Here is a 13,510-nt window from a genome sequence, read left to right on the forward strand (position 1 = left end):
CGCGACCCTCGTCGCGCCGATCGTTCCGATTTCGTGGAGACCTGATATGAGCACGTCCACTCTCGCAGCACAGCCCGCCCTCTCACCCCTTCGCGGCCGCCGGACCGCGCTGCTGCTCTCGGCAGCCATTCTCGCGCTGGCCAGCGCACGCCCCGCTCTCGCGCAGGACGCCAATGCCCTGCCGACCGGCGGCGTGGTGGTCGGCGGCAGCGCCACCATCGGTGCGCCCGTTTCCTCCAGCCTCGCCATCACGCAGACCAGCGACCGCGCGCTGATCGAGTGGAACAGCTTCGACATCGGCTCGAATGCGCAGGTCACCTTTTCGCAGCCGGGCGCCAGCGCCGTCGCGCTCAACCGTGTCGTTGGAGGCGATGCGCCGTCGCAGATCGCCGGGTCTCTCAATGCCAACGGCATCGTGGCGGTCATCAACAGCAATGGCGTGATGTTTGCCGGCACGGCCGACGTGAATGTCGGCGGCCTGATCGCCAGCAGCGCCAATGTGGTGGATGCCGATTTCATGAACGGCGGCCCGCTCGCCTTCACCGGTATGCAGGGATCGACGGCCGAGATCGTGGTCAGCGCTGGCGCCAATATCAGCATTGCCGATCAGGGCCTTGCCGCGTTCTTCGCGCCGACCGTGCGCAATCAGGGCGTGATCTCGGCCCGGCTTGGCCGCGTCGTGCTCGCCTCGGGCAGCAGCGCCACACTGGATCTGGACGGCACGGGCTTTCTGGAGATCGGCGTTGGCGCAGACAATGCGCTGGTCGAGAACAGCGGCACGATTGCCGCGCGGGGCGGCCAGATCCTGCTCACCGCCCGGACAGCCGGAGCCCTGATCGATCAGGTGGTCAATAGCGGCACGCTCACGGCGTCCGGCATGACCTCCGAACCCGACGGAACGGTCGTGCTGTTCGCCCAAAGTGGCGATCTTGCGATGAGCGGAACCATCGATGCCGGTGCGGACGGTCTGGTCGGCGCCAGAGCGGCCGGTGTGATCGACGTCACCTCGGCCCTGTCTGTGTCTGGCGATTTGCTCGTGGAGGGCGCCCGCGTCGGCGGTGCCGGGCAGATCAATGTAGGCAACGGGGCGCTGGAAATGTCCCTCAACATCGGCGGTGCCGATGTGAGCGGCAATGGCGATGTGATCGGGGATGCGCTCGGCGTGATCGGCACCGTCGCCGATGGCACGCTGCTGAACCTGGGTGAGGGCATCTACGCCGCCGGCGCGACCATTTCGCGCGACAATGTGACCATCAATGGTGGCGGTCTCGCGACCATCCGGCTTCCGCTGACGGGCGGGCAGATCAACGGCCTGACCGTCGATGCCGATGACGTGACGATTACCGGCATGCGGTTCATCGGGACGCTGCCCGAAGGCGCGACCGCATCGGGTTTTGATTGGGGGAACGCAGTTACGCGTGGCATTGCGCTGCTCAATGGCGCGGATAACGCAACGATCGCCGGCAACAGCATCATCGGCGTGCGCAACGGCATTCTCGTCGATGGACGCAATGTCGCCGATCTGAGGATCACCGGCAATCTGATCGACAATACAAAGAGCGGCATTTCCCTCCAATATGTCGATGGGTCCGCCCCCGGGTTCGTGATCAGCGGCAACAGCGCGGGTGCTTTCGGCAACGAGTGGGGCATGAACCTGCATCTGAACGGGGTGTGGAACGGCACCACGACCACGTCCGGAAACGGCCTGCTCGGCGCCAATATCTCTCTGGAGGAGCAGGCGCGACTGCTGGCGCTGAGCGGCGCCAATGGCGGTATGTCCGTGTTCAACCAGGCCTATACCGCCTCGAACCGAACGCATGTCACGGTCGCAACAAACGGTTCGGGAGGCGCTCAGGGATCGGCGGCGACGCCTCTGTCGTCGGTACAGGCTGGCGTGAACGCCGTCGTGTCCGGCGGCATGGTGGAGGTGCGGGACGGCACCTACGATCTTGGCAGTTCGCAACTCGTCATCCGCAAGGCGCTGACCCTGACTGGCCAGTCGGAAAGCGGCGTGATCCTCGATGGGCGCGCGGTCAGCGGCAACGGGCTGGGGACGATCTCGGTCCTTGCCGATAATGTGTCTCTGTCGAATTTCACGCTATATGGCAGCACGCTCGCCGGCGGTAATTACGGCATCAAGGTCCAGCCCAATCCGGCAGGGCATGTCAGCACGCCGGGCGGAACGAGCGAGCGGGTCCATGACTTTGCGATCAGCAATGTGACGGTGCGCGGCTCGCGGCGAGCCGAACTGGACCTCAATGGCGTGGTCGGCGCCCGCATCACCAACTTCACCGCCGATGGCCGCAGCGTCGCCGACGACGCAATTCTCACGGAAGGGGCCGGTGTGCAGATCACCGATAGTGCCAATGTGGTGCTGGAGGGCGTGCATACGCTCGGCAATGATTGGGGCGGCGTTGCGCTGTATCAGAGCAACAAGAGCAGCGGCTATAATGGGCAGACGACGAACATCACCATCGATGCTGCTCTCAACAGCTTCGAAGAACAGCTGGGTCTGTTCAGCCAGCTTGAATCGACCACGCAGCAGTTCGGCCAGCTCAACCTCACCGGCTTCGATTATGTGGTGCGCAACAGCGATCATCGCAGCGATGATCTCGACCGGCAGTTCATCTTCTATCGCACCGATCTGGCGGATGCGCTGAGCTTCGCCCGCGACGTGGGCAACGCAGCGGCCAGTTCGATCGAGGGTTTCAACGCCGGGGCTTTCACCAATATCTTTACGGTGGCCCAAGGGTTGTCGATTAACACGGCGATCAGCGACGCGCGGTCCGGTGCGACGGTGAATGTCGCCGCCGGCACCTATGAAGAGACCGCAGCCATCACCAAGGCGCTGACCCTGAGCGGCGCAGGCATGGATGAGACGATCATCACCGGCGGCATGACGATCAGCGGCAGCCCGAGCGGACTGACCCTGCGGAACTTCGCGGTGCGGGGCTCGGCCGGCTCCGCCGTAATCAGCAACAGCGGGACGATCACCGGGCTAACCCTGAGCGGCGTGCGGATCGACGGCGAAAATGCCGCGGGCCGCCACGGCTTCATCGGCGGGCAGATTGGTGGCGATATCGCGATCACCGGCTCGGAATTCCTCAATATCCGTGGCTGGGCAGCGTTCGATACGCGCAGCGGTGCGGGTGGCGCCAATGACGGCGCGCAGATTGGTCGTGTCGTGTTCAGCGGCAATCTGCTCGACCACACGGCAGGGCACATCGCCTTCCGGCAGCAGAGCGGCGACTTCGATTATCCGGATGTGACGATCGCTCAGAATATCGTGCGCGATGGCGGCGATTCGGACCTCTCGTTCGGCGCGATCTTCAAGGCGTTCCGCGCCGGAACCGTCGATTTCGTCGGTAACAGCGTCAGCGATGTCGGGGTGAGCAGTTGGACGCCCAGCGGCGAAGCCCCCTACGGCGCCGTGCTGATGATGCGCGGCGTGGAGGCGCTGAACCTTACCGACAACATCTTCACCAACAACAATCAGGTTCTGGCTGTCGAGCCCGGCTTTGGCTTGCCGACGGCGACGACCATCACCGGCAACAGCTTCATCAACAATCGCTATGATTTCTACCTGCCGACCAATGTTGCCGGCGCGGGGACACTCAGCTTCGGCAGCGGCAACAATTTCGTCGCGGGTGACGCCACCGTGCAGCATATTGTGTGGCGCAGCGCCAATGATCTCGATCTGACCGGAGTCAGCTTCAACGGGGTGCTGGCGAGCGCACTGACGCTGGACCAGCTCTTCGCTGTCGAAGATCGGATTACCCATGGCGTCGACGTGGCCGGCGCGGGTCTCGCCCATGTGGTGGCCGGCCAGCTCTTCGTCACCACGGCATCCGGCCCGGATGCTGTGCGGCGCGCCCTGACGCTGGGCCAAGATGGCAACAGGCTGAACCTGTCGGCGGGCACCCATAGTCTCACCGACACGCTGTTTATCACAAAGGATATCGACGTGGTTGGCCAAGGCTCCGGGCTGACCGTGATCGATGCCAGCGGGCACGGCCATTACGGCATAAGGGTGAATGCCGACGATGTCGCCTTGAGCGGCTTTGCGTTGCTCGGCTCGCAAGCGAACACCAGCTCTACCTATGGCATCAAGGTTGAAAAGCGCGGCGATGCCGACTCTCGCAACACTGGCTTTGCTATTACTGATGTGGCGATCAGCGGATCGCACAAAACCGGTCTCGATCTGAACGCCGTCGTCGGCGCGACCATCGATGGGGTTTCGGTCAGCGGCGTCGTGGCCGGCAACGGCATTTCGATCACCGACAGCGCCAATGTCGTTGTGCGCAACAGCCAGACGGCCGGCAATGCCTGGGGTGGGCTGGCGCTCTATCAGGCCAACAACATCGACGGTGGTGGCAGCACCCAGCAACTCACCAATATCACGATCGAGGCGAGCAACAGCTTCAGTGAATCGAACGGCCTCTACCTGCAGAATTCTTCCACGATGACGGCGCCCGGTGCGATCAACATCCTAGGCTACGATTATATCGTCCGGAATGCGGAGCACCGGCAGGACGGCGCGCAGTTCACCTTCTTCCAGAAAAGCCGGCAGGACGCCTTCGACTATGCCGTCAACCTTGCAGCGGCGAATGCGAGCCTAGTTCAGGGCTGGTCGGGCACGGCGAGCAGCGGCACCTATTATGTCGGCGAGGGGCAGCTCGATGGCGGCGGGACGGCGATGCTGTCGCTCCAGTCGGCGCTCGACGGCTCCAGCACGGGCGACGCGATCTTCGTCGGCGCCGGCCGCTATAGCGAAGCGGCCAGCCTGTCCGGCTTGCGCGCGCTCATCTTCGAGGGCGCGACTTTGGACGGGATGACACTTGGCGGCGGCGCGGCCGGCAGCAGCATCAGGGGCTCGGTGACGGTGGGGCAGGGCGGCTTCACCGCCGGTCTCCTCACCCTCTCCGGGGATATGGTGATTGGAGCGCCGGCGGGCACGATCAGCCTTGCCTCGGTCGACGGAAACCATGGGCTGAGCCTGAGCGGCAACACTGTCGCCATCGGAAGCGCGGCAATCGGTCGTCTGGACGCCACGGGCACGATGCTCTCGGCCTCCAACATCGCGACGACCTCCACCCAGACCTACACCGGCGCGACCAGCCTCTCCGGCACGTTCAGCACAGGCGGCAGCGCCTTCCGCGTGGACGGCGCGACCACGCTTGGTGGCGCAACCACGCTGGTGACGAACGGTGGGGCTGTCCGTCTGGGTGTCGTCAGCGGACCCCAGACGCTGGCCGTGGACGCCGGGCAAGGCCCGATCGAGCTGGGGTCGGTGAACGTCAGCAGCATCACGGCGACCGGCGGTCAGATCATGACCTCGGGCGCTGTCACGACGGGAGCGCAGAGCTACACCGGCGCGACGACGCTGGCCGGCACCTACAGCGCAACCAGCTTCTCCGTGAACGGCGCCACCACGCTGGCCGGCGCCACCACGGTCGATGCGCTGACGGTGGCCAGTTTCCTCGGCATCAACGGAAGTGCAGGCGGTGGCCAGACGTTCACGCTCAATGCGAGCACGGCCGCTCTGGGCAATATCGGCCAGATCACCCGGCTTGGCGCAACGCGCGTGACTGGTAATCAGGTCGTGCTGAACGGCAGCAGCTACACGGCGAGCGGGCTGGCGTTCAGCGGAACGGCGAACGGATCAACGCTGCGCCTGACACAGGCGCTTACCCAGTTCGATGCGCGTCCCGGCGGGTCGATCGCGATCAGCCCCAATCTGATCGGCACCGCCAATGCGGCGCAAAGCGTGGCGTTCCTCACCGGCACCGGTCTTGCGGGTGCCACAGGGGATGGTAACGTCAGCCTCGGCAATCTGGGCAGCGAAAGCGTGCGGCTGGGCAGCCTGTCCGTCACGGGCGGGAACTTCTCCGCCGCAACCGTCAAGCTGGCGGGCGACTTCACCTCGCAATTAAGTGGCAACCAGCTGTTCAGCGCGAACACGCTGGATACGCTCGGCAATGTGAGCGCTTCGGTGACTGGCAGCGAGAGCGGCCCCATCGTGGCGGGTGGCTCCGTGGCGGTCAGCGCGGGCGGTTCGGGCACGGGCTCGATCATAGCGGGCGGCCCGGTGCAGCTTGCCTACACCAGCAATGTCTCGCGCGACGTCAGTTCGCAAAGCAGCGTCTCGCTCACCTCGAGCGGCAGCGTAGGTGGGTCCATCCAGGCGGCCGGGCCGGTGGCGCTGAGTGCGACGGGGCCGGTCAGCTCGTCCGTCACCTCCGGTGGCTCTGCGTCCATCGCCTCGCAGTCGGGCATATCGAGCACGGTCAATGCGGGCGGCGGCGTGAGCGTCTTGGCGGGGTCCGGCAATGTGAGCGGATCGATCAAGGCGACCGGGCCGGTCACCGTGCTGGCCAGTGCCGGGTCGATCAGCTCGCAGATCGTCACGGCGGGCAGCGCCTCGGTCACCTCGGGCACGGGCAGCATTTCCAGCGCGATCAACGCCGGTGGCGCCGTGTCGGTGGCGGCACCGGGCGCGGTGACCAGCACCATCAGCTCGGGCGGCACGATCTCGCTGCAGTCGAACACGCCGCTCAACGTGCAGGTCAACGGCGGCGCGCTCGTCGTCGATGCGCCCGGCGGCACCATCGAGGGTGTGTTCAAGGAGATCAGCAGCAATGGCGACGGGTCGTTCGTGGTCAACGATCAGCCTGTGGTGGCTGGCGGCAAGATCAACCCGAACCAGATCATCACGGACACGTTCATCACGCCCGTCGGCGGTCAGGTGACCGGCACGGGCGAGATCATCCTGCCCGTCAATCTCACGCTGGGCGTAATCGCGCCCGCCAGCGCTGCGGTTGGTCCGGCGCGGCCTCCGATCGTCGTCAACACGGTCCAGCGGCTGGGCGAGCTGCTGCGGCAGGGCTACAGGGCGATCATCATCCAGATCGACGAGGGCCGGCAGGAGGTGGAGCGGGAGCTGGAGCTGGCCAGCGCGCGCTAAGGATCAGCCTCGCCCCCGCTCGCCTAGATTTCCGCGATCTGCGCACAAATCCGGTCGAGCGAGGCGGCTTCCCGCTCGACTTCCCGCAGGCCGATTTCGAGCGGGCAGTTCTTGATATCCCGGCAATTCAGGATTTTGCCGGATGCGCCCTGGGCGCCGTCGATGATCAGCTGGCGGAACTGGGCGGTGCGCTGGAGGCTGCCATCGATGGTGGCGATCACCGCCAGCGCATCCTGATCGTGGCGGTCGCGCATGGCGACCAGCGCGCGCAGTTCGGCGAGCAGCTTTTGCAGTGTGGGGCGGGTTCGTCCGCCGACGGAGCGGACATCGCCGAAGGATTCGCGCATGGTGAAAACCTTGTCGGCGGTCGTCCGCTCAAGCTGGCCCCAGGCGAGAATCAGGCGGCCGACCGCCTGCAGCAGCGCGGCATCGCCATCGGCAGGCACAGTCGCAGGTCGTGCGCCGGGGAAAAGATCGGGCTGGTCTTCATTAAGCGGTTCGCCGGTCGGCGTGGGAGAACCGACCGGCGTTCCTTGCTCGACACCGGCATTGTTGCCGGGCGAAGCAGAAGTTCGGTGGGAATCGGACACGTTGCTCATCCGTCAGGCAACAGCGCGCATCGGCATGATGGTGGGATCATCACAGCAGACACAATGGCATCTCGCCCCAAGACCAGCGAACCGACTCTTCGTCCCACTCTCTTTGTGGAGTGTTAAGTGTACTATATGACTGATAGCCGCCGATAGTGCATCCGAAAATTGCGTTGTACCAAGGCGAACGCCAAAAAAATGCAACATTGCGTGCAGGGGGCGGCGCTCAAAAATCAACGGCGATGCCCTTGCGCTCCCAGTCGCCGAAGCGGGTCGGGTCCAGCTCCTCGTCAGAAGGGCGCGGCTGCGCCGGGGCTTCCTCGGGCTGGGGCACCGGCGGGCTTTTCGAAAGGTAGCTCGGCGGCTTGAGATGATCGGGGCGTTTTCCCACGCTTTAGTGCTCCGTTTTCGTGCCAATGGCACGCGGTTCGTGACCTGATGATGCCATAAGCGGCATTTCCCGGCCACGTATCGACTTTAGCTGTTATAGGGCCAAGCCATGTCCCGCCCAACCGCCAAATCGCAGCACGTCCCTCAAAATGCCCAACCTGCCGGTCTGCCTGCGCGGCGAGCGGCGCTTAGCCTGCTCGATGCCGTGATCCGGCGGGGGCAGCCGCTCGAACAGGCGCTGGGGGCTGCGGCCCGCAACATCAGCCATCCGCCAGACCGCGCCTTGGCGCATGGCATCGCGGCCGGGGTGCTGCGTTACATGACGGAACTGGATGCGCTGATCGACAGCGCAACCGCCCGTCCGCTGCCCGTGGACGCGAAGGCGCGCATGGTGCTGCGGCTGGCGCTGGCGCAGGCGCTGATCCTCGAAACACCACCTCATGCCGTGATTGCGACGTCCCTGCCCCTGGTCGATGGCGGGCCGCGCAAGCTCGTTCATGGCGTTCTGGGCACCTTGTTCCGGCGCCAGCTGGCCCTCCCCGAGGCGCCACGCCTGCCGGATGAGGTCGAGGCGCGCTGGAGCGCGGCGTGGGGCGCAGGCGTGGTCGCCGCCGCGCGGCAGCTCATCGCGCACCGCCCCCCGCTCGATCTCACATTGCGCGATGCCGCGGCGACGGAAGAATGGACGAAGCGGCTTGGCGGCGTATCGCTCATGCCCGGTCACGTCCGTTTGCCGGCGGATAGCGAGGTAACAGCCCTGCCCGGCTATGCTGAGGGGCAATGGTGGGTGCAGGATCTCGCCGCCTCGCTGCCGGCCCGGCTGCTCGGGGCGGGGGAAGGTCGTTCCGTGCTCGATCTGTGCGCGGCGCCGGGCGGCAAGACTATGCAGCTTGCGGCTGCGGGTTGGACTGTCACCGCTGTCGACCAGTCCCAGCGCCGGCTGGAGCGGATGCAGGCCAATCTCGCGCGTACCGGGCTCGAGGCAGAAGTGCTGCGCGCCGACCTCACCAATTGGGCGCCGGACGCGCGGGTGGACGCGATCCTGCTCGATGCGCCCTGTAGCGCGACCGGCATTTTCCGGCGCCACCCGGACGTGCTGCACCGCGTTGGCCCGCGACAGATTGCCGAGATGGCCGAAATCCAGGCGGCGCTTGTTGCGCGTGTGTGCGGCTGGCTGAAGCCCGGTGGCGTGCTGGTCTACGCCACCTGTTCGCTGGAGCCCGAGGAAGGCGAGGCGCAGATGGACACCCAGCGCGCGAACCATCCCGAGATGCTGCCACGGCCGATCGACACGGCCTTGCTGCCCGAGGGGCTCGTGGCGGACGGGCATGTGCTGCGCCTTCTCCCCGGTGCGTTGATGCCGGCGGGCGGGCTCGATGGATTCTTCATCGCCAGCCTGTCCCGCTCTGACTCGGTTTAGGGCACGCGCGGCGCAATCCATCCACAACTTTCGGCCTGTGGCAGTTGCACTGTCCAAATCGCAGGGTTAAGCGAAATTCATGATGCCATCCGTGCGTATTTCCCCGTCGATCCTCTCTGCTGACTTCGCGCGCCTGGGCGAGGAGGTCCGCGCGGTCGACGAGGCGGGTGCCGACTGGATCCATGTCGACGTGATGGACGGACATTTCGTGCCCAACATCACCATCGGCCCCATGGTCGTGAAGGCGCTGCGGCCGCACACTCAAAAGCCGCTCGACGTGCATCTGATGATCTCGCCGGTGGACAGCTTTCTCGATGCGTTTGCAGAGGCTGGCGCGGATATCCTGACGGTACATCCCGAGGCCGGGCCGCACATTCACCGCACTGTGCAGCGCATCAAGGCGCTGGGCAAGAAGGCGGGCGTTTCGCTCAATCCCGGCACGCCGGCCAAGATGCTGGACTATCTGCTCGAGGATCTCGATCTGGTCCTGATCATGAGCGTTAACCCCGGCTTTGGCGGGCAGAGCTTCATCGACAGCCAGCTTCGCAAGATCGAGGCTGTGCGCAAGGCCATCGACAAGACCGGCAAGGAGATCGCTCTGGAAGTGGATGGCGGCGTGGACGCCGTCACCGCCCCGCGCGTCATTGCGGCGGGGGCCGATGTGCTGGTGGCGGGCACCGCGACCTTCCGGGGTGGCCCGGCATCCTATGCCGACAACATCCGGATGCTGAGGGGCGGATGAGCGCCCGGCCGCTCCCCACGCCTACGCCGCCCCCGGAACCGCCGGTGGAAGACGGTATTGAGCGGGGCAAGCGGCTGATTCGCGTCTCGGACGATCGCGGCGTGTCCCTGACCGAGCGGCTCGCCAATCATTTCTACCGCCTGAGCTGGGCGACGCCATTCCACAATATGCGGCTCAAGGGCAAATATCCGCTCAAGCTGCTCGCCGTGCCGGATGACGGCATTCCGGGCGACGCGCGGGCGGGCAAGGCGCTGCGGGCGGGCTATTTCCTGTTTCGCGGCCTTAAGCAGCCCGTGGCCACGCTGGACTGGCGTCGCGTCGAGCAGCCGGCCGAGTTCGTGGATTATCTCCACAGCTTCCGCTGGATGCGCGATCTGGCGGCCGCCACCACGCGGGACAATGCGGTGCCCGTCGCCGAGGCACAGATGCGGGCCTGGCTGACCGCCCATGCCGAAAAGCCGACCGACCCTGCCTGGCGCGCCGATAATGCCGGCTGGCGCATCCTGTACTGGACGGCCTATTCGCCGCTGATCCTCTCGAGCAACGACCTCGTCTACCGCAGCCTGGTGCTCAACAGCATCGCGCGCATGGCGCGTCATCTCGATCGGGGCGCGGACAAGGCGCCGCTCGGCCTGCCGCGCGTGATCGCGTGGACCGGCATCGTCGCGGCCGGCCTGTTGCTGCCCGGTGGCGATCCGCGACGGATATTTGGCGAGGCCGGGCTGCGGCGCGCGCTGGAGACGGGCTTTTCGAGCGATGGCGGCATCATTTCCCGCTCGCCGCTGGAGCAGGTCGAGGCGATCACGCTGCTGGCGATGCTGCGCGCGGTCTATGACGTCCGCCGTGCCGACCTGCCGGCCTGGCTGGCTGAAACGATGGAGCGCATCGTCTCGGCCCTGCTCGGCATATTGCATGGCGATGGCGCGCCCGGAAGCTGGCAGGGCGGGGCGCCGCTCGATCCCGCACGGATTACCGCTATCGTCGCGGCCTCCGGCATTCGCGCCCGGCCGCTGCGGCAGGCACGCGACTGGGGCTATCAGCGGCTGAGCGGCGGCACGACCGTCGTTCAGGTCGATGCGGCCCCGCCACCGGTGGCCCGGCTGGCCTCCAATGGCTGCGCTTCGACAACGGCGCTGGAAGTCTCGGATGGGCCGGTGCGGCTCATCGTCAATTGCGGCGGCGCGGCACTGGCCGGTGCCTCTCTCCCGGCCGATCTGACCCAGGGCTTGCGCACAACGGCGGCGCATTCGACGCTGGTGCTGGACGACACCAATTCCACCGCGATCCTCCCCGATGGCGCGCTCGGCAAGGGCGTGAGCGAAGTGGAGCTGGATCGGCAGGAGCATGAGCAGGGCAGCCGGCTCGAAATTGCGCATGATGGCTATGCGCGGCGCCTTGGCCATTTGCATCGGCGCACGCTGGTTCTCACGCATGAAGGGCGGGAGCTGCGCGGCGAGGACGTGCTGCTGCCTGGCAGCCGCCGCCGCAAGCCGGTCAGCTGCCCGCTCGCCATCCGCTTCCATCTCGGCCCGGATATCGAGCCGACGTTGACCGCCGATCGGCAGGGCGCATTGCTGCGTCTGCCCAGCGGAGCCTTGTGGCAGTTCCGCGTCGGCGCGGGCGAACTGGCGGTGGAAGAAAGCCTCTGGGTGGACGGCGAAGGCAGGCCCCACCCCACGCAGCAACTCGTGGTGAGCGCCAACACGGGGCCGGGCGGAACAAGCATCGGCTGGCTGCTCAAGAAATCGGGATAAGGACAAGACAGATGCAGGATGTGACGATCCGGCGGGCACTCCTTTCGGTGTCCGACAAGACCGGGCTATTCGAGCTGGGCGCCGCCTTGGCGCGCCATGGCGTGGAGCTGGTTTCCACCGGCGGCACGGCCAAGGCGCTGCGCGAGGCGGGGCTCGAGGTGCAGGATATTTCGGACCTCACCGGTTTTCCCGAGATGATGGACGGGCGCGTCAAGACTCTGCATCCCAAGGTGCATGGCGGCCTGCTCGCGGTGCGCGACAATGCCGAGCATGTCGCGGCCATGGAGGCGCATGAGATCGGCGCGATCGATCTCGTCGTGGTCAATCTCTATCCCTTCGCCGCCACCGTCGCCAAGGGCGCTGACCGCGAGGAGGTGATCGAGAATATCGATATCGGTGGCCCCTCGATGATCCGTTCTGCGGCCAAGAACCACGCCAGCGTGACCATTCTGACCGATCCGGCCGATTATGCCCGTCTGATCGAGGAGATGGACGAGAAGGGCGGCGCGACCAGCTATGATTTCCGGCGCCTCTGCGCGGCCAAGGCCTATGCCGCGACGGCGGAATATGACGCCATGATCGCAAGCTGGTTCGCCACGGTGGATCAGGGCGAGCCATTCGCGCCGCGCATGGCAGTGCCGCTGCGGCTCGGCCAGTCGCTGCGTTATGGTGAAAACCCGCACCAGCAGGCCGCGCTGTATCTCCCGGCCTTTTCGCCCCAGGGCGGCCTTGCCGATCACCGGCAGGTGCAGGGCAAGGAGCTGAGCTACAATAATCTGGCCGATGCCGATGCGGCGATGGAGCTGGTAAGCGAGTTCCGCGACGGGCCGCCGACCGTAGTCATCATCAAGCACGCTAATCCCTGCGGCGTCGCCACCGGCGAGACGCTGATCGACGCCTATCGCGCGGCATTCCAGTGCGACACCGTGTCGGCCTTTGGCGGCATCATTGCAGTCAACCGGCCGCTCGACGGGCCGACGGCAGAAGCGATCACCGAGATTTTCACTGAAGTCGTCTGCGCGCCGGATGCCGATGATGCGGCGCGGGCCGTGTTCGCGAAGAAGAAGAATTTGCGGCTCATCCTCACCGGCCCGCTGCCCGATCCGGCGCGCGCGGGCATGACGATGAAGTCCATTGCGGGCGGCATGTTGGTGCAGACGCGCGACAATGGCCGCATCAGCCGCGATGACCTCAAGGTGGTGACCAAGCGGGCGCCGACCGATCAGGAACTGACCGACTGCCTGTTCGCCTGGACCGTCGCCAAGCATGTCCGCTCCAATGCCATCGTCTATGCCAAGGATGGTGTGACGGCGGGCATCGGTGCCGGGCAGATGAACCGGCGCGATTCCTCCCGCATCGCGGCCATCCGCGCGCGCGAGGCGGCCGAGGCTGCGGGCTGGAGCGAGCCGCGCACCGTCGGTAGCGCCGTGGCGTCCGATGCCTTCTTCCCCTTCCCCGATGGCCTGCTCGCAGCGGCGGAGGCTGGCGCACGCGCGGTGATCCAGCCGGGCGGGTCGCTGGGCGACGACGCGGTGATCGCGGCGGCGGACGAGGCGGGTCTGGCGATGGTCTTCACCGGGATGCGGCACTTCCGCCACTAAGCTGTGCCGGCAGAAGTAGGCATGCAGCCGGAGCGGGCCTCGGCCCGCC

At 66.1% G+C, this 13,510-nt stretch carries 7 protein-coding genes; 5 read left to right on the plus strand and 2 right to left on the minus strand.

Annotated features, from left to right (window positions below; genetic code table 11):
- Positions 1-46: 46 nt before the first annotated feature.
- Positions 47-6,964, plus strand: a complete 6,918-nt coding sequence (locus M2333_RS14320) for a beta strand repeat-containing protein (protein ID WP_264612219.1) — start codon at positions 47-49, stop codon at positions 6,962-6,964.
- A 23-nt stretch (positions 6,965-6,987) separates the two neighbouring features.
- Here M2333_RS14320 and M2333_RS14325 read toward each other — a convergent pair whose 3' ends face one another.
- Together M2333_RS14325 and M2333_RS14330 are read right to left on the minus strand one after the other, a co-directional pair.
- Positions 6,988-7,563, minus strand: a complete 576-nt coding sequence (locus tag M2333_RS14325) for a hypothetical protein (protein ID WP_264612220.1) — start codon at positions 7,561-7,563, stop codon at positions 6,988-6,990.
- 217 nt (positions 7,564-7,780) lie between these two features.
- The gene (locus M2333_RS14330) at positions 7,781-7,945 is read right to left on the minus strand and encodes a DUF1674 domain-containing protein (protein WP_264573935.1); all 165 of its coding nucleotides are present in this window, start codon (positions 7,943-7,945) and stop codon (positions 7,781-7,783) included.
- Positions 7,946-8,053: 108 nt separating this feature from the next.
- Here M2333_RS14330 and M2333_RS14335 point away from each other — a divergent pair, with 108 nt between their 5' ends.
- From M2333_RS14335 to purH, 4 genes are all read left to right on the plus strand, one after another.
- Complete coding sequence (locus M2333_RS14335; RefSeq protein WP_264612221.1) at positions 8,054-9,364, plus strand: RsmB/NOP family class I SAM-dependent RNA methyltransferase; 1,311 nt, start codon at positions 8,054-8,056, stop codon at positions 9,362-9,364.
- A gap of 79 nt (positions 9,365-9,443) precedes the next feature.
- Entirely contained in the window at positions 9,444-10,106 is a 663-nt protein-coding gene (gene rpe, locus M2333_RS14340; protein ID WP_264583806.1) for a ribulose-phosphate 3-epimerase, read from the plus strand.
- A complete protein-coding gene (locus tag M2333_RS14345) occupies positions 10,103-11,860 on the plus strand; it encodes a heparinase II/III family protein (RefSeq protein ID WP_264612222.1) in 1,758 nt (585 codons plus the stop codon). Before rpe ends, M2333_RS14345 begins: the two co-directional genes overlap by 4 nt.
- Positions 11,861-11,871: 11 nt before the next feature.
- Positions 11,872-13,461 (plus strand): bifunctional phosphoribosylaminoimidazolecarboxamide formyltransferase/IMP cyclohydrolase, encoded by a 1,590-nt coding sequence (gene purH, locus M2333_RS14350; RefSeq protein ID WP_264612223.1) that lies wholly within the window; start codon positions 11,872-11,874, stop codon positions 13,459-13,461.
- Positions 13,462-13,510: the final 49 nt, after the last annotated feature.

Source organism: Sphingobium sp. B11D3B (assembly GCF_025961735.1).
In the GTDB taxonomy this organism is placed as follows: Bacteria; Pseudomonadota; Alphaproteobacteria; order Sphingomonadales; family Sphingomonadaceae; genus Sphingobium.

What these genes read in the sequence shown, in the direction of transcription:
- M2333_RS14320 (WP_264612219.1), top strand. Translation starts at nt 47, where the DNA reads ATGAGCACGTCCACTCTCGCAGCACAGCCCGCCCTCTCACCCCTTCGC.
- M2333_RS14325 (WP_264612220.1), bottom strand. Translation starts at nt 7,563, where the DNA reads ATGAGCAACGTGTCCGATTCCCACCGAACTTCTGCTTCGCCCGGCAAC.
- M2333_RS14335 (WP_264612221.1), top strand. Translation starts at nt 8,054, where the DNA reads ATGTCCCGCCCAACCGCCAAATCGCAGCACGTCCCTCAAAATGCCCAA.
- rpe (WP_264583806.1), top strand. Translation starts at nt 9,444, where the DNA reads ATGATGCCATCCGTGCGTATTTCCCCGTCGATCCTCTCTGCTGACTTC.
- M2333_RS14345 (WP_264612222.1), top strand. Translation starts at nt 10,103, where the DNA reads ATGAGCGCCCGGCCGCTCCCCACGCCTACGCCGCCCCCGGAACCGCCG.
- purH (WP_264612223.1), top strand. Translation starts at nt 11,872, where the DNA reads ATGCAGGATGTGACGATCCGGCGGGCACTCCTTTCGGTGTCCGACAAG.